Here is a 26,582-nt window from a genome sequence, read left to right as displayed (position 1 = left end):
GGCAGGTCTTTTACCCGTTTTGCCAGAGTTTTCTTTGGAGGGATAATTTAGTGAGGTAGAGCATCAGGCCGATGATACTGATAAAATAGACGATGTCACGACTATCGATCACGCCACGGCTGATAGAAGTATAATGGAACTTGATACCAGCCATTTGCAGGTAATAATCTGCCCCGCCGCTGAAAGCGGGTATTTTGCTGATGGCATCAAAACCATTATAAAGTATAAAGCAGGTAAAAAGCGCAATGAGAAAGGCGATCATCGCATTGTTGGTTAAGGAAGATGACCATATGCCGGTAGCCGTAAATGCTGCGCCCAGCAGTAAAAGTCCTATATAAGACCCTATGATGCCGCCGGTATCCAGTTGTTGGGCATCTACACTTAACTGCCGGATGGCGAAGTAATATACAATGGTAGGCACCAGGGAAATAAGCACAATGACCATGCTGCCCCAGAATTTACCCATTACGATCTGCCAGCCGGTGAGTGGTTTGGTACTGAGTAATTCCATGGTACCGCTTTTAAATTCATCCGCAAAACAACGCATGGTGATGGCGGGGATCAGCAGGAGGTAAATGAGTGGCGCCAGGTTGAACAGCGGATCCAGGTTGGCGTAGCCGGTGTCGAGCAAACTGGTTTCCGGAAAAACGAAAAGTAATAATCCGTTTGCCAGCAAAAACAGGATGATGGCTACATAGCCGGTGACGCTGCTGAAAAACTGGTTTATCTCTTTCTTAAAGATGGCTAGCATGAACAGTTTGTAAGGATTAGGATATTAGTAAAGATACAAATATAGCTAAACACTATTACCTTTTAGGCTATTGTATCGAGGTCTACACCATCTTTATACATTTCCCAGATTGGACTCATACTTCTTAGTTTATTGACCGCATCGGTAATGGTTTGGATGGCGTAATCTATTTGTTCATCTGTGGTAAAACGTCCCAGACCGAAACGGAGGGAAGCATGTGCGAGGTCATCGCTCAGGCCCAGTGCTTTCAGCACATAGCTGGGTTCCAGTGATGCCGACGTACAGGCGGAACCGGTAGAGAGGGCAATGTTTTTATTAAAGCCCATCATCAGGGTTTCTCCTTCTATATACTTAAAAGACAGGTTGGTGGTATGTGGCAGGCGATGGGAAACGGAGCCGTTTACGTATGACTGTTCCAGTTCCAGCAACGCTTTTTCCAGGCGGTCTCTCATAGGTATTATCCGTGCGGCATCTGCCGCCATTTCTGCCTGGCATAGTTCGCAGGCTTTTCCCAGGCCTACAATACCGGGTACATTCAGGGTGCCGGAACGCATTCCTCTTTCATGTCCGCCGCCATCTATCTGCGCGGTGAGTTTTACGCGTGGTGACCGTCTGCGCACGTATAGCGCCCCTATTCCTTTGGGACCATACATTTTATGCGCGCTGAGGGTGAGCAGGTCTATACCGTCTGTATTGACGTCTACAGGGATTTTCCCAACGGCCTGTGTGGCGTCGGTCATAAACAGAACGCCATGCTTTCTGGCTATATCGCTGATGGCACGTATTGGCTGGATCACCCCTACTTCATTATTAGCATACATGATACTGATAAGGATGGTTTGCGGCGTAATGGCAGCTTCCAGTTCCGCCAGATCTATTTCCCCTTCCCTGTTCACAGGTAGCCAGGTGATTTGCGCCCCTAGCTTTTCCAGGTGTTTACAGGTATCCAGTACTGCTTTGTGTTCGGTAACGGCGGTAATAATATGCTGACCTTTGCCGGCATACATTTCATATACGCCTTTGATGGCGAGGTTAACAGCTTCCGTAGCCCCGGAGGTAAACACGATTTCTTTGGGTTCAGCACCAATCAGCTTCGCTACCTGCTCACGGGCGTAGTCTACTGCCTCCTCTGCCGCCCATCCAAACGGGTGACTGCGGCTGGCGGCATTACCATATACTTCCGTGAAGTAAGGTAACATGGCAGCTACCACCCTTGGGTCGCAGGGGGTGGTGGCGTTGTTGTCCAGGTAAACAGGCAGCTGTAACATATCTATCTTTCTATTTATATTAAAATCCGAACCAAACAAATTTACAACATAAGTTCTATTTTTACCGGGTTAAGCATATTCCGAAAAAGCTTTACGGATACTGCATTTCAACTACATCGTTAAACTATTAAACATGCTCAGGGTAGAACATATTGGTATCGCGGTAAATTCATTGTCAGACTCCGTTCCACTGTTTGAAAAGCTGCTGAATACCAGCTGTTATAAACAGGAAGAAGTGAGTAGTGAACAGGTGATGACGGCTTTTTTTCAACAGGGGGAAACCAAAATAGAACTGCTGGAAGCAACCGGTCCAGGCAGTGCTATTGCTAAATTCCTGGATAAAAAGGGAGAAGGTATGCATCATATCGCTTTTGAGGTGGCAGATATCTATGCGGAAATGAAAAGATTACAGGAAGAAGGGTTTGTTTTATTACAGGAAACACCGAAAAGGGGAGCGGATAATAAACTGATCTGTTTCCTGCATCCAAAGCACAGTAACGGAGTTTTGATAGAGATTTGTCAGGAGATCAAGTAGACATTTACTTATATATTTCAAATATAAATAATAATAAATTTTTTAACTTTTTTTCCATTTTAGCAATCCAAAGGAATTATCCCTTCGTAAGTAATTATGAAACACCCCCCAAAAGGGCACAAAAAGTTAAGACCAAAATTATTTTATAAATTTTTGAACAAATACATTTTCCATTACGTTATATCTACAAACACTCAAATACAAAAAAGAACAATACTCAAAATATTACAGGACTTAAGCTTTATAGATTATTAACAGTTTAAGTTTTAACGATTACTCTAAAGTTGGCATAGGTTATGAACACCTGCGGGTTTTTTAGCTTGCAGGTCTTTTTTTTAAAGCTGCCTCTACACAAGGAGTGATTTAATTCATTAATATCAGGAAATCTTCAGGGAGGGATAGTACAGATGCTATTTCTAGCTTTCATTTCTATTAACGCATAGTATATTGGAGAAATTGTTTGAGGAATGATTTTTATTATGCACAGGATGAACAGTCGTTATATTTTTTTTATGTAAAAGATAAAGTCATGTAAAAAGAGAAAGTCCGGGTAATCCGGACTTTTCTCATTTTATGATGTCTGTTTTTTTTAATTAAATAAATACTTTATTCCCACCTGACCCTGCCAACGTGAAATCACGTTCGTATTATCTCTCCATGAATTAGTAACCGGAATCTGGTTAGCTGCATCCTGGTATGGGAAAGAGAAAGCGGCTGCATTGGTGGTAGCACCGGTAGGATCTTTAAACTGACCTTCATACTTCAGGAAAGAAGGTACATTAGGTATTTTGGAAATACCCCAGTTCTTATTTAAGAAGTTACCGAAGTTAATAATGTCGAAACTGATACGGATAGTATGCTTGTTTTTTTCCTTGCCACTGTATACAAAAATATCCTGCGTAATATTTACATCCATTCTCTTAGCGAAAGGTAATACTACCGCATTGCGTTCTGCATACTCACCGCGGTGACTGCTCAGGTAACTATCCTGTTTAATGAAGTTATCCAGCTGGTTCCAAATAATAGTGGCAGTGCGTTTATCAGCAGCAGTAGCTGGATCAAATCCTTTATCACCATAACCTACCGGCACCAGTTTGATATCATTCCTGGTTTTCGGAATATAGATCAGGTCATTGTTACCGCCGGAACCATCATTATTCAGATCACCGTTGTAAGTATAAGAAGTAGCGCTGTAAAGTACGTTCACACTAGGCGCTGCTTCGTAGATCATACCAACGGAAGTGGCAAAATGTTTAGCCCAGGTAAATCTGTAAGTAGCAGCAGCCACCACACGATGCGGCATGTAATAGTTGGAATATCCCAATACATTTTCATTAGGATCTCCCTGTACCGGACGATCGCGCCAGTTGCTCTGTGCAATGGAACCACCATCGTTTACGCTGCGTGCCTTGCTGTAGGTATAGGCGGCGCTCAGGTAAAGATTATTTACATTTCTTTGCAGCTGAATAGTGGCAAAATAAGAGTATCCTTTACTGGTGTTACGCATCAGGATAGCATCACTGATGTTAGGATTTCCCAGACTGGTACCTGCTCCGTAAATTTTTGAACCGCTGTAGCGGAGACGGTGATCAGGTGTGCTGTCCAGTTGGAATCCTGTAGAAGGAAGATTTACGTTCTGGAAATATACGGCGTTGATATCTTTAGAGTAATTGGCTTCCAGTGTACCAATGATACCCCATGGCAATTGACGATCTACTGCCAGTGTTACTTTTAATACCTGCGGATATTTAAAATTCCTATCGGTAACGGCTATATTGTATGATTTGGATAACTGTCCTGAGTTATCACGATAGGTATTCGGATCAGGGCTGAATGGATAATTAATAACGGGTGTAGTGGCGCTGGTTTGTGCGGTGAACGATCCAAACTGTACACCGTTATTGCCTGCCTGGTTGCTGATCCATACTGCTGGTGGGGGACCTGCAAATAAGCCGGCACCTCCACGCAGCTGCGTTTTGCCATCGTGCGTGATATCCCAGTTAAAACCAATTCTTGGTGAAATCAGTGGCGTGGTTTTAGGCGCCTGACCTACATCTATTTTTGCTCCATCTCTGAAAGTTAAGGTAGCCAGCGAATCATTTTTGTCAAATGTGCTGCCTATAACGGGCAAGTCTATACGTACGCCATAAGTAAAGGTAAAGAAGTTGGTAACACTCCATTTATCCTGTATAAATGCACCCAGTTCCAGCATGTTTATTTTAGCATACGGGAAGGATTTATCCTTGGTCGTAGCATAAGATAACGCGTAGCGGGATGCGGTAGGCAAGCCACCAGATTTAGCGCTGGCATAGAAATCAGCCAGGGTATTGAAACGGTAGTTACCATTGTAGTTAGGTGCAAAACCATTCAGGAATGTTTTGTAATAGTTTTGCGTACCGATGGTGATTTCATGTTTTCCTTTGTACATGGTAAAGATGTCGGACAACTGGAATACATTGGTGTTGAGCTTGTTGTTGTAAGTGAATGGCTCATAACCAAAGGCGGTATAGCTGGCGCCCTGTCCGTTCATAATGTCCACCAGCGGGAAATTGCTTTCAGAGAGTGCAGCCCTGAAGTCGCGTAATGCAGAGTATCCAACCTGGAATTTATTGGAAGCGCGATTACCGATACGGGTATTTAATTCAGCAATGAATATGTTGAAATTATTGTTGATCGTATAGCCGCTACCGCTGAAAGGAAGACCTGTAGCGCTGGGCTGACGGCCACTTCCAACAGCGCCGCCACCTGGTGCACCACTGTTGCTGGCAGGGATATCTTTAAACGATTTCAGGTAGCTGTATTTAAATGTAAAGGTGTTGTGATCATTTACATTCCAGTCTACTTTAAAAGTAACTTTATCACTCTGCGTACGATAGGTATAATTCTGATAGTCGCCTGGATTGTATCCGTATTGACTCATCAGGAATTTTTTGAGCGCATCCAGGGTATCTGCTACTGCCTGGGAAACGTTACCACCCGCTACACCACCGGGTTTGTTGGCAACAAGACTGGTAGCCGGGGCTTTGATTCTTTCCTGTTCCGCGCTTACAAAGAAGAACAGTTTGTTGGGAATAATAGCACCGCCGGCAGAGAAGCCACGCATGTTGTAATTAAAATCCGGTTTAGGAACCGTGACGGTACCTACATTTCTACCTTGTAAGCCTGGTGTTTGTATGTAGGTATACACCGATCCTTTAAAGGTGTTGGTACCGCTCTTGGTAACACTGTTGATACCGGCACCGGAGAAACCACCTTGTCTTACATCATAAGGAGATACGTTTACCTGTATCTGTTCTAAAGCTTCCAGGCTGATAGGCTGAGAAGAGGTCTGAGAGCCAAGTGTAGCCTGCAAACCGAAAGAGTTGTTGAAGTTGGCACCATCAACGGTGATGTTGTTTAACTGGTTGCTTCTACCGCCAATATTCAGGCCATTAGCGGAAGGTGTTAATTTGGTGAAGTCCTGCATAGACCGGCTGATAGTAGGTAGCCGGTCCATTTGTGAACGGGTAATGACTTCCTGGCTTCCGGTGCGTGCTTTGTTAATTACTTTGTTTTGACTGATAGAAGTAACTACTACTTCTGTAAGCGTGCTGGTACTGGGTTGCAGGGTCACATCTGCTTTGTATTCCTGACCCAGCGACAGGGAAATGTTTTCCCGCTTTTCATCTTTAAAACCAATGTAAGAGACGGTCAGTGTGTAAGGACCACCTACACGAAGATTCGGTAGATTAAAACGACCGTCTTTACGCGAAACGGTATTGTACTTAGTGCCGGTAGGTACATGTATAGCTACAATGCTGGCTCCTGGTACGGGACCTTCTTTACTACCAATAATACCCGCAATATCTGCGGTGGTTTCCTGGGCAAACAGGGCATTAGGGATCAATAGTACACAGCAAAGCGTACAAATGAGGTAACACCAAAGTTTTTTGTGCATGCGATTCAGATTTTGGTAAAGTTCAAATGACAGATTCAGGTATTAAAAATAATACAATTATGAAATCGTTAACATTTTTTTTGAACTGTAGCTACCAAGCTGCCGAACCGCATGTGCGATTAAGCCAAAACCTTCTCCATACCTGTGCTCCTGGAGCCTTTGATCAGAATGTATGCGTGTTGTAGTTGTTGTTGCTGTAGCCATTTTCCCGCTTCCGTTGCATTTTCCAGGAAGATGTAAGGGTGGTTTACCTTTTTAAAATCACCGCCTACCAATACCACGGCATCCCAGTGTGTGCGTTCCAGTAAGGTAATGAGGTCGGCATGTTCTTTTACGCTATCTGCTCCCAGTTCCGCCATGGCTCCCAGCATCAGCACTTTTTTATCTGCCTGTATGCCTGCAAAGTTTTCAATGGCCGCTCTCATACTTGATGGGTTGGCATTGTAGGCATCCATGATGATAGTATTACTACCTTGTTGTATTACCTGTGAACGGTTGTTGGAAGGGGTATAATGCGCAATGGCCGGTGCAATATCTTTTTCCGGTACGCCGAAATGAGTGGCTACTGCTACGGCTGCCATTACATTGGGAAAGTTATAGGCGCCTGTGAGTTGTGTTTGTATAAATCCTACCTGGCTGTTGCCTCTTACCTGTACTGCCAGGAATGCGCTGTCGGCGATGGCTTCGCCCACATAGTCTGCTTCGCTGCTGCCATAAGTGATGATCTGTGGAATGCCGGTGGCCATTTCTATCAGGTAGCCGTAATCGTTACATACAAACACAGTTCCATTGTTGGCGCGTAAAAAATCATAGAGTTCACCTTTTGCTTTCTTTACGCCCTCTTCGCTGCCAAAGCCTTCCAGGTGCGCTTTCCCGATGTTGGTGATCATACCGTGTGTAGGTAATGCTACTTTGCAATAACCGGCTATTTCCAGCTGGTGGTTGGCGCCCATTTCTATGACTGCGATTTCCACATCAGGTTGTATACTTAAAATAGTCAGTGGTACGCCGATATGGTTATTCAGGTTGCCAACGGTGGCGTATGTTTTTAGGCCGGCAGACAATGCTGCATTGACCAGTTCTTTCGTAGTGGTTTTACCGTTAGTGCCGGTAATGGCTAGTACCGGAATATTTAATTGTTGGCGGTGCCGTAATGCCAGCTGTTGCAGGGCTTCCAGGGCATCGGCTACCAGCATCATCTTTTCCGGTACGGTAAAATAGGCCGCTTCATCTACCACTGCAAATGCAGCGCCCATCTCTAATGCCTTGGCGGCAAATTCGTTACCATTGAAATTCCCACCTTTCAGCGCAAAGAAAATATCATTGGCTTTCAGTTTACGGGTATCCGTTTGTACCGAGCGGTGCTGCTCATAGATGCTGTATAGTTGTTCAATATTCACGGTCAATCTTATTTAGTGCAAAAATAAGTGGTTAATCATGTAATATAGCAGAATTTTATCTTCGTTTCGAAGCAACCAATTTAAATACTATCCCGTATAACACTTTCAGCAATCAAATTTTGAAAAACCTATGACAAGGATTACTTTTTTTTTATTGGCCATACTACTGTTTGCTGCCTGTAAAAATGATCAGGCTCCCGCGCCGGTGAGTGGCGGTGTTAACTGCGATGTTGCCAAAATTACAACAGCTTATGCATTGGCTGCTATGCAGGCAAACTGTAGTAACCGCAACTGTCATCCGGGCGGAAACTCGCCCACGGTGGCTGATTTTTCTACAGCAGAAAAGTTAAAAGCTTATATCAATACACACCGTTCAACATACGAGTTGCGTGTTACCGGCCCACAGGCAGATATGCCACAGTCGATGGGATACCCCGCCCTCACACAGGGGATGAAAGATTCTATTGCCTGCTGGATCGCGCATGGACTTCCGGATCAATAACTTTAAAAAAGATAAACATGAAATACTGGCTGCTTTTGATAGGTGTATGGCTATCTGTGTCCGCTGCATCTGCGCAGGACGTGTATGCCTGCAAGAACACCCGTTTATCCTTTTTTTCTTCTTCTCCCCTGGAAGATATCGAAGCAAAAACAGATAAAGGTGCATCTGCCATCAACGTAAAAACAAAAGATATTTTCTTTAAAGTGCCTATCAGCACCTTTCAGTTTAAGAAGAAGCTGATGCAGGAACACTTCAATGAAAACTACCTGGAAAGTAATAAATATCCGTACGCTGAATTCAAAGGGAAAATTAATGACGCCCCGGAATTCAGTAAAGACGGCACTTATCCGGTAACGGTGACGGGTACACTGAATATCCATGGCGTGGATAAAACGTACACGGCCAAAGGAACCATTACTACCCAAGGCAGTAACATCTCGGTTACCTCTACATTTAATGTACGTGTAGCCGACCACGGTATTAAAATTCCTTCGCTGGTCATACAAAATGTGGCAGAAGTAGTAGCCGTAACGGTGAATGCCATCTATACTCCTTACAGTAAATAATAGCATCGTTCCATGAAAATTATATCAACCATATTGTTATGCTGCATGATCAGCATGTATGTGCAGGCACAAAATAACCTGGAGAAGCTTTTTGATTCTACCGGCGTTACGCATACCAAAGTGCGGGATACCTATAAGTCTACCCGCATTGTACAGGGACAGTCCACGGAAATGCTCCGTAAACATGAGCTGGATTTCCGGGTGGCACACCGTTTTGGGGATGCTGGTGGCGAGTTTGGCGGTTCCAAAACCTTCTTTGGCACCGATAACTCTACCGATATCCGGATTGCTTTTGAATATGGTATCAGCGATAACCTGATGGTAGGTATCAGCAGAAGCAAGGGCGGAGGGGATTTACAGCAGTTGTATGAGGGGCTGGTAAAGTATCGTTTCTTACAGCAAACCACCGATAATCATGTGCCTGTATCACTGGCATTATTCGGGAATATGGTGATCAGTGGCATGCCTTCCAGTACGGATATTACTGCCGCCTCCCATTTTGCTGACGGATCTGACCGGCTGATGTATGTGGCACAGGCCATTGTATCAAAGAAATTTGCTGACAAATTATCACTGAGTCTGATGCCCACCTATGTACACCGCAACCACGTGGGGTATATGGATATGAACAATATGTTTGCCCTGGGCGGTGCCGGTCGGTTGAAACTCAGCAAACGGTTGGGACTACTGGCGGAATACTATTATCCTTTCCGTACCCAGGAAAGTAAGGACTACTTCAAAGCCTCCAAAGGCATCACTTTTTATAACCCGCTGGGCCTTGGGCTGGAAATTGAAACCGGCGGCCACGTATTCAGCATAACCTTTACCAACTCCGCTGCTATACTGGAAAATCAATTCATTCCTGAAACGACTACCTCCTGGTTGCAGGGGCAATTCCGCTGGGGATTCAATATTTCCCGTAGATTTACGTTATTCGGGAAGAAAGATTGGAAAAAATAAGATGCCGCATACATGAAAATTCGTGGTTAGCCAAAATTGCCGCCCGCTTTATGCGGGTGCAGTCTGTAGCCATGGTCCTGGGACGCACCATCCACTTACACGGAGCGTCCCGGGAACGTTTTTTATCGGATATTCCGTGGATGCGGCATGAGGCTTGCCATATAAAACAATACCAGCATTTTGGTTTTTTTGGATTTTTATGGAGATATATGTCCGAATACCTGCGCAAAGGCTATTATAACAATGCGCTGGAGGTGGCAGCAAGGGCTTCTGAAGCCGATCCCGCCATACTGGATAATATTGAAATAGTCTAAAGAATCGTTAAAGTGGGGCTTATATCAGATTTTTTCCAGCCACTGGTTTTATTTTTCTTATTTTTACGTTAAAGGTTGATTTTATGGTTAAGAAGGTAACAGAGGGCATCACCATCAGCGTGGAAACATTCTACCAGCCGGATTATTCAAATCCTATTGGAAGCGAATTCATGTTTGCTTACCGTATTACCATCGAAAACAATAACACTTTCCCTATTAAACTGCTCCGCAGGCATTGGTACATTATCGATTCCAACGGAACACACCGCGAGGTGGAGGGAGAAGGTGTGGTAGGTGTGCAACCATTGCTGGCCCCCGGTGAAACATACCAGTATGTCTCGGGATCTAATCTCCGAACGGAGATTGGCAAGATGTACGGTACTTATCAAATGGAAAACCAACTGGATAAGAAGATACTGGAAGTTAAAATTCCGGAGTTCCAGATGGTCGTTCCATTCAAATTAAATTAATTCCTGTCTTCGTTTAGCCTGTAATTCCTTATCGGGGCCTGTATTTTGAGGCTTTGAAAATCTCCGTCACGTCTTTTGATTCCATTAATTGCTGCAAGGTGACCTCCTTGTGCTCATCCATATATTTTTTTATGATCTGCCATCCAACAAAATTGGCAATTTTACCGGGTGCACTCTCGGGCATGCCCTGTGTAGAAGGGCCATCGCCAATAAAATGTGTGATCTGCTGCCAGTCGCTGGAGTAAACCAGGTTATTTTGTACAAAAAACTGCCAGATCATCTGCTCGTTTTCCCGGCACCAGTCCAGCTGGCTTTTCGTATATCCCAGCTTGATAGTATCCGGTGTTTCTGGTAATACCTTGTCCAGGAAATACTGTTGCTTACCCGCTTCCATCATTTGTTCCAGCAGGTTACCGTTTTTCCTGGCAGGAGGATACAGTTGCTGCTGTATTACCTGCATACAGTTAACCGAAATATATTGTGGTGTAAACCGGTGGATCATATAGTCCGGATAATCGGGGATCAGGGCATAAGGTGGGAAATCTTCCCCCATATACATATCCAGTCCGATTCCGAGTATAGAATCTACTGTAATGGCACCATAATTGGCTATCCCGGAAATAAAGGTGACTACCTTAGGCGGATGGAAAGCAGGAATATAGTACTTAATATGCTTGAAACACTGTGCCAGCTCTTCTTTCAGCTTTTCACTGTTGCCGTATTTGGCGGCTACCGCTTTTTCCAGCTGACGGAAGTCAGGCGTGGTAAGAAACAGGTGCAGTTGTTGTTGAACCGCCGCACTACTGTCGGAATAAGCGCCCAGGTTCATGATATCCGTGACATACAGTGGCAGAAATACAGGGTAGTCTGCGTGCAGCTTCGCCAATCCTGGCTGTATATGGTTGGTATCTATGGTAAAAAGGGCGGAGTCAAAACGCGACAGGCTAACGGTCATGGGTATATGACTTACGTCCGGGCCTTTTTTACCGGAATTGCAGGCTGCGGTGCCCAACAGGGCAACCAGGCAACTTATCAGCAGGGTATATTTATTAATGTAACTTTGCATCACTCTTAAAACTCATCTAAGGTAAAATTATTATTTACCTTGTATTATAAAAAATTACGAATTAGCATCATCTATGAAGAAGATCATCATTTTGCTGACTATCATGGGAATCGCGAAGGTCAGCATAGGACAGGACGGCTATAGTACTTTCAGGAGTAAAGTAAGACTGGGATTTACCGTAAATCCGCTGGTGTCGATACTTAAACCACAGGAGTCGGGTGTAAACCGCAATAGTGCCAAAGCAGGATTGAACTTTGGACTGATGGCCGATTTTAACCTGAATGAAAGAGGCACTTATGCATTGTCTTCCGGCTTCCAGGTGCTGTTGGCTGGGAGTAAGCTGAAGTATGATGGTGGTAAAGGATTGAGTGATTATAAAGCCAATCCGGCGGAATACAATATGAAGCTTACCTATATAGAAATACCTGTGGCGTTGAAGTTGAAAACATCACCGGACGAAGGCGGCATCGGCTTCTGGGGACAATTTGGTACTTACCTGGATTTCCCGGTGAGTGGCCGTGCTAATGTGGTAACAACGAACGGATCTGTTAATCAAACCTTTGACCGGGTAAATATATTGCCGGAAATGAACCGGATTAATATAGGAATGCTGCTGGGCGCAGGTATAGAATACCCACTGGGTGGGAGTTTAACTGGTCTTGCCGGCATCACTTATCAGAACGGATTTGTAGATGTAACCCGCAATGGCAAATGGGATGATGGCAGGATAAATATGAATAGCTTCGCACTCAGACTGGGAGTATTTTTTTAGCTGTTAGCCATTCGCTTTTAGCTGTTAGATAAGTGCGGAGGGATAGACATTGGCTGGTGAAGGCTGATGTATTTTTTGAACAAGACTATTTTTTATTATGAATATTATACTGGCACAGCAGAATTATCATATTGGCAATTTTGAGAAAAACATTGCCAAGATCATTGAAGGGATCAACGCTGCAAAAGCCAAGGGCGCAGACCTTGTGGTTTTTACGGAGTTATGTGTTTGTGGATATCCTCCCCGTGATTTTCTGGAATTTGAAGATTTTATTGCGCAGAGTTATCACGCCATTGATGTGATAAAGGCGCATGCTACAGATATAGCGGTGTTGGTAGGCGCGCCTGCCCGTAACCCGCAAAGGGAGGGCAAAGACCTGTTTAATGCAGCCTGGTTTTTATATGAAGGTGAAGTGAAACAGGTGGTACATAAAACACTGTTGCCTACTTATGATGTGTTTGATGAATATCGTTATTTCGAGCCATCCTACGAATGGAATATTATTCCTTTCAAAGGCAAAAAGCTGGCGGTAACAATTTGTGAAGATATCTGGAACCTGGGAGATAATCCGCTGTACCGTATCTGTCCGATGGATCAGCTGATTGCGCAGGAGCCGGATGTGATGATTAATCTGTCTGCTTCTCCGTTTGATTATGATCATGATGAAGACAGGAAAGAGATTATTCTCGCCAATGTATTGAAATACAAGATCCCTATGTATTACTGCAATGCCGTGGGATCTCAGACGGAGATTGTATTTGATGGGGGCTCTCTCATTTATGATGCACAGGGAAATATTGCAAAAGAACTGCCTTACTTCCAGGAGGCGATTGATGGGATGTTATTGGAAGAGCTGACTGGCAGCGACTTGCCGCCGGTGAAGCCTGCTGAATTTACACCGCTGACCGAACTGGTATTTGATCATAATATTGACCGCATCTATGACGCATTGGTGATGGGTATACGTGATTATTTCGGGAAGATGGGCTTCACCAAAGCCATTCTGGGATCATCAGGCGGTATAGACAGCGCTGTTACTTTGGCTATTGCCTGCGATGCGCTGGGGAAAGATAACGTAAGGGCTATACTGATGCCATCTCCCTACTCTACCGAACACTCTGTAGATGATGCGGTGGCTTTATCCAAAAACCTGGATAACCCTTATGATATCATCCGTATCAATGACATTTACGAAACCTTCCTGACCACGCTGGAGCCATATTTCAAAGGATTGCCTTTTAACGTGGCGGAAGAAAATACACAGTCCCGCATACGCGGTAACCTGCTGATGGGACTATCCAATAAGTTTGGATATATTCTCCTGAATACGTCTAACAAAAGCGAGTTATCTACCGGCTATGGTACCTTATACGGAGATATGGCCGGAGGATTGTCTGTTTTGGGAGATGTATATAAAATGCAAGTGTATTCCCTGGCCCGTTATATCAACCGGCACCAGGAAATTATACCAGTGAATATCATTGACAAAGCGCCGTCTGCGGAGTTGCGTCCTGATCAGAAAGACAGCGACAGCTTACCGGATTACGCCGTACTGGACAAAATCCTGTATCAGTACATAGAGCGCCGCCAGGGGCCACGGGAGATAGTAGCAAAGGGCTTTGACTCCGCTTTGGTTTCGCGGGCCTTAAAGATGGTCAACACCAATGAATACAAACGGAATCAATTCTGTCCTATTATACGGGTATCTTCCAAAGCCTTTGGTGTGGGTAGAAGGGTACCGATAGTAGGGAAATACCTGAGCTGAATCAGCTTTTAGCCATTAGCTTTTAGTAAATGCAGCGGAGATTAACAAAACATCATATCCGCTGCATTTACTAAAAGCTAAAAGCTAATGGCTAAAAGCTATTTTAATATCTTTGCTAAAATTTGATCATACAACATGTTACAAGTACCGTTTATACGTCAAAATAAGGAATTAGTGCTGGAGCGTCTGGCTTTTAAGAACTTTAAGGAGCTGGATGTAGTGGAAGAAGTGCTGGCACTGGACGACAAGCGTAAGAAGTTAACCCTTGAATACGATGATACACAGGCGCAGGTAAATAGTTTATCCAAAGAAATAGGTAAACTGATGGCCCAGGGAAAGAAAGAAGAAGGAGAAGCACAACGTGCTGCAGTAGCGGCTTTGAAAGAGCGTCTCGGGCCTGTGAATGATGAACTGAACGCAACCGAAAAAGCATTGCATGATACGTTGGTGAAATTACCAAACTTGCCTGCATCTATCGTTCCTGCCGGTAAAACACCGGAAGAAAATGTGGAAGTGCGTAAAGGTGGTAAAATTCCTGATCTGTATGATGGTGCCGTTCCTCACTGGGATCTGGCCAAACAGTACGACCTGATTGACTTTGAGTTGGGTAATAAAATCACTGGCAGCGGTTTTCCTGTTTTCAAAAACAGGGGCGCCCGTTTGCAACGCGCACTGATTCAGTATTTTCTGGATTACAATACCAGCAATGGATACACCGAATATGCACCACCTTACCTGGTGAATGAAGCATCTGCCTATGGTACCGGTCAGCTGCCGGATAAAGAAGGACAGATGTATCATGCCACAGAAGATAACTACTATCTCATTCCTACAGCAGAAGTTCCGGTGACTAATATCTACCGGGATGAAATCGTAAAGGATACAGATCTGCCTATCAAAATGACGGCCTATACACCTTGCTTCCGCCGCGAAGCAGGATCTTATGGCAAAGATGTACGCGGATTGAATCGTGTACACCAGTTTGATAAAGTAGAAGTAGTACAACTGGTGCATCCGGACAAATCTTACGAAGCCCTGGATGAAATGGTGGCGCATGTGGAAGCCCTGTTGAATCAGCTGCAACTGCCTTATCGTATTCTTCGTTTATGCGCAGGCGATATGAGCTTTACTTCTGCGATCACCTACGATTTTGAAGTGTACAGTGCTGCCCAGCAGAAATGGCTGGAAGTGAGCTCTGTGAGTAACTTTGAAGCCTATCAGACCAACCGTATGAAAATACGTTTCAAGGAAAATAATGGTAAGCCACAGCTGGTACATTCCCTGAATGGCAGCTCTTTGGCATTGCCGCGTATCCTGGCCTGCCTGCTGGAAAATAACCAGACCGCTGAAGGTATACATATACCAACAGTGCTGCAGAGCTATTTCGGCAGCCATATGATATAAGAAGAATTACGAATTATGAATTACGAATTACGGATTTGTGGGTAGATGATAAACGAGAAGGTTAATACTCGCTTTTATCTCCACACAAATCCGTAATTCGTAATTCATAATTCGTAATTCTTCCTCAAAGCACCCGTTCTCATGAAACATTTTCTGCCCAACGGCGACGAACTCATCATTCGCCCTCCCGAAATTAAAGATGCCGCCGCTTTGCTAGCCAGCTTTCAGCGCCTGACCCGGGAAACGGATTACCTGCTTTTTACGCAGAAAGAGTCGTTGGAGCTGGATGTCACATCTGAGGAAGATTATATTCAATCCTACCTGGACAACCCCAATCAACTCCTGCTGGTAGCCACTGTAAAAGGCCGTATTATAGGATCTATCAACGTCAATCACAGCGGACTTCATAAAAAGGCACATACTGCTGAAATGGGCATTGCTGTGGAAAATCAATGGAATAATATGGGCATAGGCCGCCGCCTTATTACCGCCATGCTACGCTGGGCAGAAGAACGTCCGGGACTGCATATGATTTATCTCCATGTTTTTTCGCCCAACGAAAAAGCCATGCAGATCTACCGCAACTTCGGCTTTATGGAGTGTGGGCGCCTGCCACAGGCCATTGCTCAAAAAAACGGGGTTTATGCCGACCTGGTGACTATGTACCGGCAGATAAAACCACTGCCATAATTTCTCCCGAATACGATTAATTTTAGGGTTTAAATGAAACAGCATGGATCGATATGACCGTCAGACCCGGTTGGAAGGATTTGGGCCTGAAAAACAAGCTTTACTGCAACAGGCGAAAGTGCTCGTAATAGGTGCTGGTGGCCTCGGTGTACCGGTATTGCAATACCTTACCGCCATGGGGGTAGGTACCATCGGGATTGTAGAACATGATACCGTAAATGTAACCAACCTGCAAAGACAAGTACTTTATACCACGGCGGATCAGGGCATCTCAAAAGTGCAACTGGCAGCCTCCCGCCTGCAGCAGCTGAACCCGGAAGTAACACATGTTATACACGATGCCTGGCTGACTACTGATAATGCATTGGAACTATTCCGTGCATACGATGTAGTGGTAGACTGCTCCGATAATTTTGGTACCCGTTACCTCGTCAATGATGCCTGCGTGATTACCGGTAAACCGCTGGTGTATGGCGCTATCTACAAATACGAGGGACAGGTAAGCGTATTTAATTACCAGGAAGGGGCTACCTATCGCTGTATTTTCCCGGAAGCGCCGGAAAGCGGGGAAATGCTCAACTGTAATGATATTGGCGTACTGGGTGTACTACCTGGACTGATAGGCTGTTACCAGGCCAACGAAACAGTGAAAGTGATTACAGGTATAGGCACTCCGCTGCGTAACCAGTTAATGACCATCGATACTTTGCATAATACCCAGATGATATTTAATATTACGCCGGTAGCTGCCAATCAGCAGATCACGGCACTGCAAAATAATTATCAACAAACCGTTTGTGAAATGGAAGGTGTACAATCTTTATCTGTGCAACTACTGCAGGAGTGGCTGCGAAGCAGTACCCGCTTTATGTTGCTGGATGTAAGAGAAGAGGATGAGTGGGAAATATGTCATATACCGGGGTCCTTGCATATTCCGATGGGACGTGTATTGCAGCAAACAGACGCCTTGCCGGCGGAAGCGCCGATTGCGGTGATTTGTCACCACGGCATGCGTAGCCGGGCGGTAGCACAGCGTTTAACAGAACTCGGCTTTAACCGGGTATATAATGTAGAAGGCGGTATTCACGCCTGGGCTAGTGTAATAGATGATCGGATGCAAACTTATTAACCGTGATCACAGAACTCTGTTTACTTTTTTTCCTGGTAGCACTCGCCTATTCTGCAGCCGGTTTTGGAGGAGGCTCCAGCTATCTGGCTATCCTGGCGTTGTGGAGCATAGATTTTCAGCTGATGAAATCCACTGCATTGTTATGTAATGTAGCCGTAGTGGTGGGTGGCGTTTATCACTTTTATAAAAGCGGACATCTGCCTTTGAAAAAGGCGTGGCAGCTGTCGCTGGTGAGTGTACCGCTGGCTTTTCTGGGTAGTTACCTGCCTATGAAACAGGCTACGTTTTTCCTGGTGTTGGGTATTGCGCTCACGCTGGCTGCCCTGGTGATGTGTTACCGCTTGTTTTTTGAGCGGGAGGAGCCCATTATCCCTGCTGAAAAAGGAAATGGGGTGATATACGGTATTATTGGCGGCGCCATTGGATTACTATCCGGGATGACGGGTATTGGCGGCGGCATTTATTTGTCGCCGGTATTACGTTTGGGCAAATATGATACGGCAAAGAATATCGCCGGGCTAAGCAGCTTTTTTATCCTGGTAAATTCTATTGCTGGTTTGGCAGGTCAGGCCGCAAAACATGCGATCGTATTTGATCTGAAGTTTACGGGGCCACTATTGCTGGCTGTTATTGCCGGCGGGCAAATAGGGGCACTCTTAAGTGCCAAGGTGCTGAAACCCAGATGGGTAGCGGGTGCTACTGCTGTACTGATTTTATATGCAGGCGTAAGAATGCTGATAAAGTAAAGCGGGTATTCCATCAAATGATTACTTTCAATAACCGGAACAGGCAACTATTAGTGGCTGGTTTTATCCACCGATGACGGACATGCTCTCCATATTTTTTTCGGTGTGCTGCTGTTCTGCTTCAAATCCATTGGCAAATCGTGCATGTATGGCGGTTTGTATAGCAGGTAACAGTCCTTGTACATCGTGCTGCAACATTTCTTTTATGTTCAATACATCGTTCCCGTACAGGCATGTTTTCATACTACCGGTAGCAGATATACGAAGCCGGTTGCAGGTGCCGCAAAAAGTACGACTGTAGGCGGGAATAACGCCAATATTACCTTTATGGCCCGGGATGTGATAATTGAGCGATGTAGAATGAGGGGCATCGTTTATTTTCTGTAGCGGATATATTTCACTGATAGTATCCAGTATTTTATGATAGTTCCAGGTGATACCTGAGAATGAATGTCCTTGTCCGTTAAAAGGCATTTCCTCTATGAATCTTACTGAAAGCGCATTGTCGCGGGTAAGTGCAGTGAACGCGGTGAGTTCATCTGTATTTACATTTTCCATCACTACCGCATTGATTTTTACCTGCATGTTATGTTGCAGCAGACTTTGGAGTGTATCCATTACCGTAGTGAACCTGTTGCGGCGTGTTATCTGTACGAAACGTGCTGCCTGCAGAGTATCCAGGCTGAGGTTGATGTTGGTAATTCCAAGTTGATGCAGTGCCGGAATATGGGGTTGTGTAAGTACGCCATTGGTGGTGATCGCAATTTCTTTGATCCCGGGTATTACTTTTATTTTTTCCAGCAGCGTCATCAAACCAGGTCGCAGGAAGGGTTCTCCGCCGGTGATTCTTACTTTGGAAATACCTGCTGCTGCGAGTATTTGCAACAGGGAGATGATTTCATGATCGGTCAGTAATGCTGCTTTGTGTACAAAATGCATATTTTCCGGCATGCAGTAGGTGCATCGGAGATTGCACCGGTCTGTTACCGACAGTCTAACGTAATCGATGGTGCGATGATGAGCATCCGTGAGCATTTTTATCAGCAGTTTTGGCCGGCCATTGGATTATCGAACGACTGGCTTTCGTCTTCGTTTCTCTCTGTAAGGCATTTAAAATCTTTTTCTACCAGGATTTTTAGTTCTGATCCGTCCGTATTGGGCAGAATGAGTTCAAATCCTACCTGTTCCGGTGCATACCAGTCGGCCAGGCGTGTAAGGGGTACCAGCAGATGAACACCGTCCTGTTCCAGTTTAATGATGGGATCCGTGATCTCCTTGCCGCGTACGCAGAAATGGAGGGTGCCGGCACCAATATGGGTGATAGATTCCACTTTGCCGGTAGTTTCCAGTAGTTCTATATCCGTTTTATCCAGGCGATATCTGATGCTGTTGCCTCTTAACCGTATTTTCATGAAAAATGATTTAACTGCCGTATTAAAATTACTACATTATCGGGGCTATATTGTAGTTTTAACCAACAATTTAACGAGTATGGGGATATTACTGTTTGGAGCAGCAAAGGATATTGCTGGTGTACCGGTGTTGGAAAAACCTGCACATATCACGGATGTGGCGGCGCTGAAGGCATGGCTTTATGAAGTGTATCCTTCCCTGCAGCAGCTTAAATCGATGATGATAGCGGTAAACAGGGCGTATGCCACAGATGCGCAGTTGATTAGCGCCCGGGATGAGATTGCCGTAATACCGCCGGTAAGTGGGGGATGAGGTGGACTTGATGTGGAGTTGAGGTGGACTTGATGTGGACTTGAAATGATGGGGTAAAGGGAGAAAAAGTCCCATAAAACCTGTTTTTTAGTATTCATAAGATGGAAGTATTAATAAATATTAAAGAAATCATTACTGTGCAGGAAGCACTGGACTTCATACAAGCGCCGGAATGCGGTGGGGAGGTTATTTTTGCCGGCACCGTACGGAATCACACCAAACAAAGGGAAGTTCTCAAACTTTACTACGAATGTTATGAAGCCATGGCAATATCTGAGATGCAGAAAATAGCGGTGCAGGTGCAGGAAAAGTGGGATATACAGAAGCTGGTGATGCTGCATGCAGTGGGAGATAAATATCCGGGAGATATAGCTGTAGTGATAGCGGTAGCCTCCGCGCACCGCGGTATTGCCTTTGATGCCTGTGAATATGTAATAGATACCCTTAAAGAAACGGTGCCTATCTGGAAAAAGGAGTTTTTTGCAGATGGGGAAATTGTCTGAGCATTTTTGAATCCGTTCTCCGAGAACAGGGATTCCGGTTTACAACCCCAAATTTGAAAGCACTGTTGCTTTTTCTTCCGGTGTATTTGCATTGAACTGCTCGGTAGCATATGGGTTTTGCAGCAATGCAATATCCATGTTCAGCATGGTTTTGCGCGGACAATTTTTCCCGGCGATCACATTTTGCTGCAGTGCGGCTAACCCGGCAGGCTCCCAGATGGCGATTAGTGGCTCAGGCGAATCATTAAAAGGACTTATAAAAGAAGTAGCTGATTTAGTGGCATCTCTTGATTGAATCAGTAGTTCCAGGCTTTGTTTGCTGAGCAGTGGCAGGTCGCAGGCGAGTACCAGCCAGGCTGTTGCCGGTTGCCCTGCATGGGCACTGAGCAGGCCGGCGGAAGGTCCGCCGAAGGAAACGCTATCCGGTATCAGGTGCGGATATGCAGAAAAATTATCCTGCTGTTCTGTTCTGCATGAAATATATACTTCTGCTAAAAAAGATTGCAATAGTGTTACCAGGTATTGCCATTGGGGCATGCCATGATAGGCAATACTGCTTTTATCTTCCTGCATGCGGGTGCTGAAGCCGCCGCATAGCACCAGTCCTTTCAGAGGAGGTGTATTATCTTGTATAGTCATGTTTACCTCCTGTTTTGCTGATCAGTTTGGTTTCTCTGATAACCATATCCTGGGTGAGTGCTTTACACATATCGTAAATGGTGAGTGCTGCTACGCTGGCGCCGGTGAGGGCTTCCATTTCCACGCCGGTTTTACCGGTGGTTTTAACGGTGCAGCGGATAACGGCTTCTGTTTCTTCCAGCTGTATTTTTACATCACAACCATCCAGTAGTAAGGTATGACAAAGCGGAATAAGCTCAGGTGTTTTTTTGGCGGCCATAATTCCTGCAATGATAGCGGTTTGAAATACGCCACCCTTGCGGGTTTGGATGTCCTGCCCATGGAATTGTGCCCGCACTACCTGCGGTAAAAAAACACGACTCTCGGCAACGGCTATACGATAAGTATCCGGTTTGCCACTGATATCTACCATTGCCGGCTGACCGCTTTCGTTCAGGTGAGAAAAACCACCACTTGATTCATTGGACATAAAAGCATAAATTTAAACAAGTTCACCTTCCACAAAAGTAATTCAAAATGATGTTGACTGTTGCTGCTGCATTTAAGGCTGTCATACAAACTGTGCGAGACCTGGGTACCGAAACGGTGCCTTTTGAATCCGCCACCGGCCGTATTTTGCGGGAGTCTGTATTGGCCGACAGGCCTTTCCCGCCATTTGACCGCATCACCATGGATGGTATTGCTGTTAACTACGACAGCTTTGCCCGGGGGCAACATATTTTTGGCGTGGAAGATATACAGGCTGCGGGTACACCGCAGTTACAGCTTTCCAATACGGCTAACTGTATAGAAGTGATGACAGGGGCTATTCTCCCGGAAATGACGGATACCGTCATTCCCTACGAGCACCTGACCCCCTCTGAACACGAAGGTTTTCGCCGCTTCACCGTACATAAAGCCGTAAAACAAGGACAAAATATTCATAGAATAGGCTCTGACATCGCCACCGGCGCGGTACTCATCCCTCCGGGTATGTTAATTGGGCCTGCAGAAGCGGGTGTACTGGCTACGGTAGGTAAAACTAATGTGCTGGTCAGCAAACAGCCCAGGGTGGTACTCATTGCTACCGGTAATGAACTGGTACCCGTACACACTACCCCGGCGCTTCACCAGGTCCGTATGTCTAATGTATACAGCATGCTGGCGTCATTGGAACAGATGGGTATTAAAGCCCGTTACATACATCTGAATGATGAAGCCGAAGAAATGCGGGAACAGCTGCAATCATTACTGGAAGAAACAGATATCTGGATTAGTTCCGGCGCAGTGAGTGCGGGTAAATTTGATTATCTCCCCGCTGTTTTACAGCAACTGGGTATGCAACAGGTTTTTCATAAAGTACAGCAAAGACCCGGAAAGCCTTTTCTGTTTGGGCGTTTCAACGAGGGGCCTGTCGTGTTTGCCCTGCCGGGTAATCCGGTTTCAGGATTTATGTGTTTTTACAGATATGTACAACCATGGATACAATCTGCTATGGGCGCTACTTTACAGCAACCTTGCTACGCGCAGTTATCTGAGAAAGTTATTTTTGACGCGGAACTGGAATATTATTTGCCGGTAAAACTGGAATCACAACCCGATGGCAGGATGATCGCTATTCCGCAGCCATATCAGGGTTCCGGCGATCTGGCCAGTTTGTTGAAAGCAGATGCTTTTCTTACGCTGCCACTGGAAGAAAATGTTTTTGAAAAAGGAAGCGCCTACCAGGTATGGCGCTTTCGTTAAGCAATAATCAAAGGATCGGACGTTTCATACAACGATAAAGTATACACGCTGATGAGATGTTGCTTAGCCGTAACCCATAACGACAATATTAACCCGCCGGCGCTGGAATGCTTTGAAACTAAACCATATAGCTCACAACGATTCCGTATATACGCAGAGAGGGAAACGTTCTGCTTGCCAGAACAGCGAAATAAACAATAGCTGATCCTTTAAACCCGCCAGACATTTGGCAGTCTTATCATAAATCATTTGCTTATGGCCGAAGTTGTCCACAAAACCCAATTACAACATCTTGCCTGGCGCGCTGGCTTTGGAGAAACCCTCCCTGTTATCTCAGACTGGGAAAGTAGAAGGCGAAAAGAAATTGTGAATAAAGTGCTCATTGGCCCTGTAAAGAAACCACCGGTATCGGTGGATGTATTGGCTGTTAGTGATCTTCCGGATTACCGGAAGCTTAAAACCATGACACCCGAAGAAAGAAAAAATGTGCAGCAGATGAATACACAGGGCATTAAAGATCTGAATGTAGCCTGGGTAACTGCGATGATAAAAAGTGAGCATCCGCTGCGCGAAAAAATGAGTCTTTTCTGGCATGGCCATTTTGCCTGTCGTACACAAAATATATTATTTAACCAGCAATTGCTGGCGGTCATACGCGACAATGCGCTGGGAGATTTCGGTGATCTGCTGAGTGCAGTGTCCAAAAGCCCCGCGATGTTGCAGTTCCTGAATAATCAGCAAAACCGTAAACAACATCCCAACGAAAACTTTGCACGCGAAGTGATGGAGCTGTTTACGCTGGGAAGGGGTAACTATTCCGAACAGGATGTGAAAGAGGCTGCGAGATCATTTACCGGATGGGGTTTTGATGAAGGTGGCACGTTTGCATTCCGCGATAAACAACATGATGATGGTATTAAATCGTTGCTGGGGAAAGAAGGGAATTTTAATGGAGATGATGTACTTAAAATACTGTTGGAGCAAAAGCAGACGGCGAAATTTATTACTACAAAAATCTATAAATATTTTGTCAGCGAAACACCGGATGAAGCGCGTATTGCAACGTTATCTGAAAAGTTTTATCACTCCGGGTACAACATAAAATCGTTGATGCGGGAAATCTTTATGGCCGACTGGTTCTACGACAGCAGCATCGTTGGTAATCGTATTAAATCGCCCGTGGAGTTACTGGTGGGTATTCGCCGGGCAATTCCCATGACTTTTGAAAAAGAGGAAACCATGTTATTGTTCCAGCGGGTACTGGGACAACTCCTTTTTTATCCGCCCAATGTGGCTGGCTGGCCTGGTGGACGTAACTGGATAGATAGTTCCAGCCTGATGTTCCGCCTGCGTGTGCCACAGGTGATTTTATATTCTCAGGCATTTAATGTGATGCCGAAAGAATTAACACCGGAAATGGGAGAAGGCAGTAATTATAAAATGACTTTGCAGATCAATGATTTTCTCAAACGGCAATTTGCCAAAAAGGTAAATGCAACGATCGATTGGAGTCCTTATATACAGGGATTCAGCGAGGTGCCCCGGGAAAATCTGGCCAACGAAATTGCCGGCATATTGCTGCAACAAACCAATCAGATTAACCGGTCTATGCTGGAGAAATATGCAGACAGCAGTAGCCGGGAAAACTATATTAAAACGGTGACCATTGATGTGATGAGTACGCCGGAGTACCAATTGTGTTAGCTTTTAGCCATTAGCAGTTAGCTTTTAGCTGGTTGCTAACAGATTAAAAAGCCAAAAGTAAGGTAACGATAAAACGCAGGTCGCCGGAAGCTGACTGCTAATGACTAACAGCTAAAAATATTATATGCTGATTCTTAACAGGCGTCGTTTTTTACAGGTAGGCTCGCTGGCTTCGGCTGCAGTGATGATGCCTAAATTCCTGAAAGCGTTGGAGAGAGGAGCACTGGTTCCTCCTGGCAACAAGATATTGGTGATCATACAATTGTCCGGTGGCAATGATGGACTTAATACGATCATACCCTATCGCAATGATATTTATTACAGCTCCAGGCCATCACTGGGTATCAAGAGAGAAGCGGCATTAGCATTGAATGATGACCTGGGTATACATCCTGCATTAAAAGGATTGAAAGCATTGTATGATGATGGATCACTGAGCATACTGAATAATGTAGGATACCCTAATCCTGATCGTTCGCATTTCCGTTCCATGGATATCTGGCATTCCGCCAGTCAGTCAGATGAATACTGGTCTGATGGTTGGATAGGGCGCTACCTGGATGCACAATGCAAAGGCTGTGATAAGCCAACACAGGCACTTGAAATAGATGATACCCTGAGTCTTGCTTTGAAAGGAGATAGTGATAAAGGGCTTGCAGTGACAGATCCAACGCGGCTCTTCGGCACCAGCAACGACCAGTATTTTAAAGAGCTGTTGCAACAGCATCCTGCCGGCGATGATCATCACAGCAACGTGGATTACCTGTATAAAACCATGGGAGAAACTATTTCTTCCGCTGCTTATATTCAACAGCAATTCAAAACGTATAAGTCGACCGAAGCTTATCCTAATACAGAACTGGGTAAAAATCTGAGAACGATTGCCAACCTGGTGATGTCTGATATCAATACAAAAGTTTACTATGTATCGCATGGTAGTTTTGATACGCACGTAAATCAGCAGGATCAGCAGGCGCGGTTATTTGGCCAGTTAAGCGACGCCCTGACGGTATTTACCGGCGACCTTAAAAAGAACAACCGTTTCCAGGATGTAGTAGTGATGACGTTTTCGGAATTTGGCCGTAGGGTGAGTCAAAATGCCAGTGGTGGCACCGATCATGGCACCGCGAACAATATGTTTTTGGTAGGTGGTGGCTTAAAGCAGCCAGGTTTTATTAATGAAGGCCCCGATCTGATGAATTTAAAAGATGGTGATCTGCAATATAAGGTAGACTTTAAGAGTGTGTATGCCACACTGTTAAGCAAGTGGCTGGGGGCGGATGACCGGGAAGTTCTCCGGATGCAATACCCGCATATGGAATTTATTTAGAAGCTTTTAGCCGTTAGCTTTTAGCTGTTAGCAAAATGCAGCGGAGATGGATATTTATAACAAATGCAGCGGATGATCTCCGCTGCATTTTGCTAACAGCTAACAGCTAATGGCTAAAAGCTCTACTGGCTTACCTGCGTAATAATAGCCCTGAAATTGCCATCTCTTACAGCTCTTGGTCCGCCGGCGCCGGTGGTTTCTTTCAGCGTACCGGTAAAGGTACCTTCTACAGTAACGTTATCTATACGTGTAATAGTGATATAAAAATCGGTACTTCCTTCCGAAGTGAGGGTGGTATAAGTACTGGCCAGCATCATCAGCATGCTGTTTCCCTTTTTAGTGGCCGCATACACACCTGATCTAAAAGGGAGGGCGGCTGTTGCTAATGTAAAGGATACCTGGTCTCCTCCATAGGTTTGGCCAGTGATTTCCATCTTGGGATAGTCATTATCGGGATTCTCATCTGTAAGGTTAGGGACGTAAATAGTGCCTTTGGGACCTTCTGAAAGATAGATTTTGTTATCTAGTTTCATCGATATAAATCTGCGCTTGAGGCTATCGTCTTTATCTTTATCCTTTCCGCAGGAAATGCTCAGCAATGTAATGGCGCTGAGCAGTGCGGTAACTAATATACGCATAGGTTATATTATAAACAGTTTTAATTATTCCGCGACTAAATTA

General features: G+C 45.0%; 27 protein-coding genes. 17 read left to right on the top strand and 10 right to left on the bottom strand.

The annotated features are described in order from the left end of the window. Positions 1–10: 10 nt before the first annotated feature. Both gldF and AC1DP6_RS00730 read right to left on the bottom strand, forming a co-directional pair. The gene (gene gldF, locus AC1DP6_RS00735) at positions 11–751 is read right to left on the bottom strand and encodes a gliding motility-associated ABC transporter permease subunit GldF (protein WP_477053160.1); all 741 of its coding nucleotides are present in this window, start codon (positions 749–751) and stop codon (positions 11–13) included. A 62-nt stretch (positions 752–813) separates the two neighbouring features. After that, the gene (locus AC1DP6_RS00730; protein ID WP_477053159.1) at positions 814–2,019 is read right to left on the bottom strand and encodes an IscS subfamily cysteine desulfurase; all 1,206 of its coding nucleotides are present in this window, start codon (positions 2,017–2,019) and stop codon (positions 814–816) included. Between the two features lie 133 nt (positions 2,020–2,152). On the opposite strand from AC1DP6_RS00730, the gene mce reads away from it, so the two are divergent. Next, the gene (mce, locus tag AC1DP6_RS00725; protein WP_477053158.1) at positions 2,153–2,554 is read left to right on the top strand and encodes a methylmalonyl-CoA epimerase; all 402 of its coding nucleotides are present in this window, start codon (positions 2,153–2,155) and stop codon (positions 2,552–2,554) included. A 589-nt stretch (positions 2,555–3,143) separates the two neighbouring features. Here the strand turns inward: mce and AC1DP6_RS00720 are convergent. Next, complete coding sequence (locus AC1DP6_RS00720) at positions 3,144–6,491, bottom strand: TonB-dependent receptor (RefSeq protein WP_477053157.1); 3,348 nt, start codon at positions 6,489–6,491, stop codon at positions 3,144–3,146. Between the two features lie 119 nt (positions 6,492–6,610). Further along, complete coding sequence (locus AC1DP6_RS00715) at positions 6,611–7,891, bottom strand: UDP-N-acetylmuramoyl-tripeptide--D-alanyl-D-alanine ligase (RefSeq protein WP_477053156.1); 1,281 nt, start codon at positions 7,889–7,891, stop codon at positions 6,611–6,613. A gap of 130 nt (positions 7,892–8,021) precedes the next feature. Between AC1DP6_RS00715 and AC1DP6_RS00710 the strand changes: the two genes are divergently transcribed. The 5 genes from AC1DP6_RS00710 (at position 8,022) to apaG (ending at position 10,703) form a co-directional block, all read left to right on the top strand. After that, positions 8,022–8,393 (top strand): hypothetical protein, encoded by a 372-nt coding sequence (locus AC1DP6_RS00710; protein WP_441573221.1) that lies wholly within the window; start codon positions 8,022–8,024, stop codon positions 8,391–8,393. 17 nt (positions 8,394–8,410) lie between these two features. Continuing rightward, positions 8,411–8,959 carry a YceI family protein gene (locus tag AC1DP6_RS00705; RefSeq protein ID WP_477053155.1) on the top strand — a complete coding sequence of 183 codons (549 nt, stop codon included), beginning with the start codon at positions 8,411–8,413 and terminating at the stop codon, positions 8,957–8,959. Between the two features lie 12 nt (positions 8,960–8,971). After that, positions 8,972–9,919: a DUF5777 family beta-barrel protein gene (locus tag AC1DP6_RS00700; protein WP_477053154.1), complete on the top strand. Its 948-nt coding sequence runs from the start codon at positions 8,972–8,974 to the stop codon at positions 9,917–9,919. Next, positions 9,907–10,233, top strand: coding sequence for a DUF4157 domain-containing protein (locus tag AC1DP6_RS00695; protein ID WP_477053153.1), 327 nt, complete (start codon positions 9,907–9,909; stop codon positions 10,231–10,233). Before AC1DP6_RS00700 ends, AC1DP6_RS00695 begins: the two co-directional genes overlap by 13 nt. 83 nt (positions 10,234–10,316) lie before the next feature. Continuing rightward, a complete protein-coding gene (gene apaG / locus AC1DP6_RS00690; protein WP_106526994.1) occupies positions 10,317–10,703 on the top strand; it encodes a Co2+/Mg2+ efflux protein ApaG in 387 nt (128 codons plus the stop codon). Between the two features lie 28 nt (positions 10,704–10,731). Here apaG and gldB read toward each other — a convergent pair whose 3' ends face one another. Further along, positions 10,732–11,769 (bottom strand): gliding motility lipoprotein GldB, encoded by a 1,038-nt coding sequence (gene gldB, locus AC1DP6_RS00685; protein WP_477053152.1) that lies wholly within the window; start codon positions 11,767–11,769, stop codon positions 10,732–10,734. A 73-nt stretch (positions 11,770–11,842) separates the two neighbouring features. On the opposite strand from gldB, the gene AC1DP6_RS00680 reads away from it, so the two are divergent. The 6 genes from AC1DP6_RS00680 (at position 11,843) to AC1DP6_RS00655 (ending at position 18,275) form a co-directional block, all read left to right on the top strand. Then, positions 11,843–12,541 (top strand): porin family protein, encoded by a 699-nt coding sequence (locus AC1DP6_RS00680; protein WP_441573225.1) that lies wholly within the window; start codon positions 11,843–11,845, stop codon positions 12,539–12,541. Positions 12,542–12,638: 97 nt separating this feature from the next. Beyond that, a complete protein-coding gene (locus AC1DP6_RS00675; protein WP_477053151.1) occupies positions 12,639–14,306 on the top strand; it encodes an NAD+ synthase in 1,668 nt (555 codons plus the stop codon). A gap of 135 nt (positions 14,307–14,441) precedes the next feature. Continuing rightward, a complete protein-coding gene (serS, locus tag AC1DP6_RS00670; RefSeq protein ID WP_477053150.1) occupies positions 14,442–15,710 on the top strand; it encodes a serine--tRNA ligase in 1,269 nt (422 codons plus the stop codon). A 141-nt stretch (positions 15,711–15,851) separates the two neighbouring features. Beyond that, positions 15,852–16,400, top strand: coding sequence for a GNAT family N-acetyltransferase (locus AC1DP6_RS00665; protein WP_441573228.1), 549 nt, complete (start codon positions 15,852–15,854; stop codon positions 16,398–16,400). A 43-nt stretch (positions 16,401–16,443) separates the two neighbouring features. Continuing rightward, entirely contained in the window at positions 16,444–17,529 is a 1,086-nt protein-coding gene (locus tag AC1DP6_RS00660; protein WP_477053149.1) for a ThiF family adenylyltransferase, read from the top strand. Positions 17,530–17,531: 2 nt separating this feature from the next. Next, the gene (locus AC1DP6_RS00655) at positions 17,532–18,275 is read left to right on the top strand and encodes a sulfite exporter TauE/SafE family protein (RefSeq protein ID WP_477053148.1); all 744 of its coding nucleotides are present in this window, start codon (positions 17,532–17,534) and stop codon (positions 18,273–18,275) included. Positions 18,276–18,338: 63 nt separating this feature from the next. Here the strand turns inward: AC1DP6_RS00655 and moaA are convergent, their stop codons facing one another. Further along, positions 18,339–19,310 (bottom strand): GTP 3',8-cyclase MoaA, encoded by a 972-nt coding sequence (gene moaA / locus AC1DP6_RS00650; protein WP_477053147.1) that lies wholly within the window; start codon positions 19,308–19,310, stop codon positions 18,339–18,341. A 5-nt stretch (positions 19,311–19,315) separates the two neighbouring features. Continuing rightward, entirely contained in the window at positions 19,316–19,687 is a 372-nt protein-coding gene (locus tag AC1DP6_RS00645) for a DUF7009 family protein (RefSeq protein ID WP_477053146.1), read from the bottom strand. On the opposite strand from AC1DP6_RS00645, the gene AC1DP6_RS00640 reads away from it, so the two are divergent. Both AC1DP6_RS00640 and AC1DP6_RS00635 read left to right on the top strand, forming a co-directional pair. Continuing rightward, positions 19,686–20,000: a MoaD/ThiS family protein gene (locus AC1DP6_RS00640; RefSeq protein ID WP_477053145.1), complete on the top strand. Its 315-nt coding sequence runs from the start codon at positions 19,686–19,688 to the stop codon at positions 19,998–20,000. The genes AC1DP6_RS00645 and AC1DP6_RS00640 overlap by 2 nt on opposite strands. A gap of 101 nt (positions 20,001–20,101) precedes the next feature. Next, a complete protein-coding gene (locus AC1DP6_RS00635) occupies positions 20,102–20,503 on the top strand; it encodes a molybdenum cofactor biosynthesis protein MoaE (RefSeq protein WP_477053144.1) in 402 nt (133 codons plus the stop codon). Between the two features lie 39 nt (positions 20,504–20,542). On the opposite strand, the gene AC1DP6_RS00630 is transcribed toward AC1DP6_RS00635, so the two are convergent. Both AC1DP6_RS00630 and moaC read right to left on the bottom strand, forming a co-directional pair. After that, the gene (locus tag AC1DP6_RS00630) at positions 20,543–21,142 is read right to left on the bottom strand and encodes an NTP transferase domain-containing protein (protein WP_477053143.1); all 600 of its coding nucleotides are present in this window, start codon (positions 21,140–21,142) and stop codon (positions 20,543–20,545) included. Next, positions 21,126–21,611: a cyclic pyranopterin monophosphate synthase MoaC gene (gene moaC, locus AC1DP6_RS00625; RefSeq protein WP_477053142.1), complete on the bottom strand. Its 486-nt coding sequence runs from the start codon at positions 21,609–21,611 to the stop codon at positions 21,126–21,128. The genes AC1DP6_RS00630 and moaC overlap by 17 nt, the downstream gene beginning before the upstream one ends. A gap of 47 nt (positions 21,612–21,658) precedes the next feature. Here moaC and AC1DP6_RS00620 point away from each other — a divergent pair, with 47 nt between their 5' ends. The 3 genes from AC1DP6_RS00620 (at position 21,659) to AC1DP6_RS00610 (ending at position 25,901) form a co-directional block, all read left to right on the top strand. Then, on the top strand, positions 21,659–22,867 hold the full coding sequence (locus AC1DP6_RS00620) for a molybdopterin molybdotransferase MoeA (protein ID WP_477053141.1): 1,209 nt from the start codon (positions 21,659–21,661) through the stop codon (positions 22,865–22,867). 255 nt (positions 22,868–23,122) lie between these two features. Next, the gene (locus AC1DP6_RS00615) at positions 23,123–24,571 is read left to right on the top strand and encodes a DUF1800 domain-containing protein (RefSeq protein WP_477053140.1); all 1,449 of its coding nucleotides are present in this window, start codon (positions 23,123–23,125) and stop codon (positions 24,569–24,571) included. A gap of 124 nt (positions 24,572–24,695) precedes the next feature. After that, entirely contained in the window at positions 24,696–25,901 is a 1,206-nt protein-coding gene (locus AC1DP6_RS00610) for a DUF1501 domain-containing protein (protein WP_477053139.1), read from the top strand. 122 nt (positions 25,902–26,023) lie between these two features. Here the strand turns inward: AC1DP6_RS00610 and AC1DP6_RS00605 are convergent, their stop codons facing one another. Next, complete coding sequence (locus AC1DP6_RS00605) at positions 26,024–26,539, bottom strand: hypothetical protein (protein WP_477053138.1); 516 nt, start codon at positions 26,537–26,539, stop codon at positions 26,024–26,026. Between the last annotated feature and the right edge of the window lie 43 nt (positions 26,540–26,582).

Source organism: Chitinophaga sp. 01L420, from assembly GCF_056399985.1.
This window is presented reverse-complemented; position numbering and strand designations above follow the sequence as displayed.

Bases quoted from the DNA above. Each gene is read 5' to 3' on its own strand.
- AC1DP6_RS00700 (WP_477053154.1), top strand. From the start codon at position 8,972: ATGAAAATTATATCAACCATATTGTTATGCTGCATGATCAGCATGTAT.
- AC1DP6_RS00605 (WP_477053138.1), bottom strand. From the start codon at position 26,539: ATGCGTATATTAGTTACCGCACTGCTCAGCGCCATTACATTGCTGAGC.
- AC1DP6_RS00610 (WP_477053139.1), top strand. From the start codon at position 24,696: ATGCTGATTCTTAACAGGCGTCGTTTTTTACAGGTAGGCTCGCTGGCT.
- AC1DP6_RS00705 (WP_477053155.1), top strand. From the start codon at position 8,411: ATGAAATACTGGCTGCTTTTGATAGGTGTATGGCTATCTGTGTCCGCT.
- AC1DP6_RS00730 (WP_477053159.1), bottom strand. From the start codon at position 2,019: ATGTTACAGCTGCCTGTTTACCTGGACAACAACGCCACCACCCCCTGC.
- AC1DP6_RS00640 (WP_477053145.1), top strand. From the start codon at position 19,686: ATGAAAAATGATTTAACTGCCGTATTAAAATTACTACATTATCGGGGC.
- moaA (WP_477053147.1), bottom strand. From the start codon at position 19,310: ATGCTCACGGATGCTCATCATCGCACCATCGATTACGTTAGACTGTCG.
- AC1DP6_RS00635 (WP_477053144.1), top strand. From the start codon at position 20,102: ATGGAAGTATTAATAAATATTAAAGAAATCATTACTGTGCAGGAAGCA.
- serS (WP_477053150.1), top strand. From the start codon at position 14,442: ATGTTACAAGTACCGTTTATACGTCAAAATAAGGAATTAGTGCTGGAG.
- AC1DP6_RS00660 (WP_477053149.1), top strand. From the start codon at position 16,444: ATGGATCGATATGACCGTCAGACCCGGTTGGAAGGATTTGGGCCTGAA.
- gldB (WP_477053152.1), bottom strand. From the start codon at position 11,769: ATGCAAAGTTACATTAATAAATATACCCTGCTGATAAGTTGCCTGGTT.
- AC1DP6_RS00620 (WP_477053141.1), top strand. From the start codon at position 21,659: ATGATGTTGACTGTTGCTGCTGCATTTAAGGCTGTCATACAAACTGTG.
- gldF (WP_477053160.1), bottom strand. From the start codon at position 751: ATGCTAGCCATCTTTAAGAAAGAGATAAACCAGTTTTTCAGCAGCGTC.
- AC1DP6_RS00630 (WP_477053143.1), bottom strand. From the start codon at position 21,142: ATGACTATACAAGATAATACACCTCCTCTGAAAGGACTGGTGCTATGC.
- AC1DP6_RS00680 (WP_441573225.1), top strand. From the start codon at position 11,843: ATGAAGAAGATCATCATTTTGCTGACTATCATGGGAATCGCGAAGGTC.
- moaC (WP_477053142.1), bottom strand. From the start codon at position 21,611: ATGTCCAATGAATCAAGTGGTGGTTTTTCTCACCTGAACGAAAGCGGT.
- AC1DP6_RS00720 (WP_477053157.1), bottom strand. From the start codon at position 6,491: ATGCACAAAAAACTTTGGTGTTACCTCATTTGTACGCTTTGCTGTGTA.
- AC1DP6_RS00615 (WP_477053140.1), top strand. From the start codon at position 23,123: ATGGCCGAAGTTGTCCACAAAACCCAATTACAACATCTTGCCTGGCGC.
- AC1DP6_RS00710 (WP_441573221.1), top strand. From the start codon at position 8,022: ATGACAAGGATTACTTTTTTTTTATTGGCCATACTACTGTTTGCTGCC.
- apaG (WP_106526994.1), top strand. From the start codon at position 10,317: ATGGTTAAGAAGGTAACAGAGGGCATCACCATCAGCGTGGAAACATTC.
- AC1DP6_RS00675 (WP_477053151.1), top strand. From the start codon at position 12,639: ATGAATATTATACTGGCACAGCAGAATTATCATATTGGCAATTTTGAG.
- AC1DP6_RS00645 (WP_477053146.1), bottom strand. From the start codon at position 19,687: ATGAAAATACGGTTAAGAGGCAACAGCATCAGATATCGCCTGGATAAA.
- AC1DP6_RS00665 (WP_441573228.1), top strand. From the start codon at position 15,852: ATGAAACATTTTCTGCCCAACGGCGACGAACTCATCATTCGCCCTCCC.
- mce (WP_477053158.1), top strand. From the start codon at position 2,153: ATGCTCAGGGTAGAACATATTGGTATCGCGGTAAATTCATTGTCAGAC.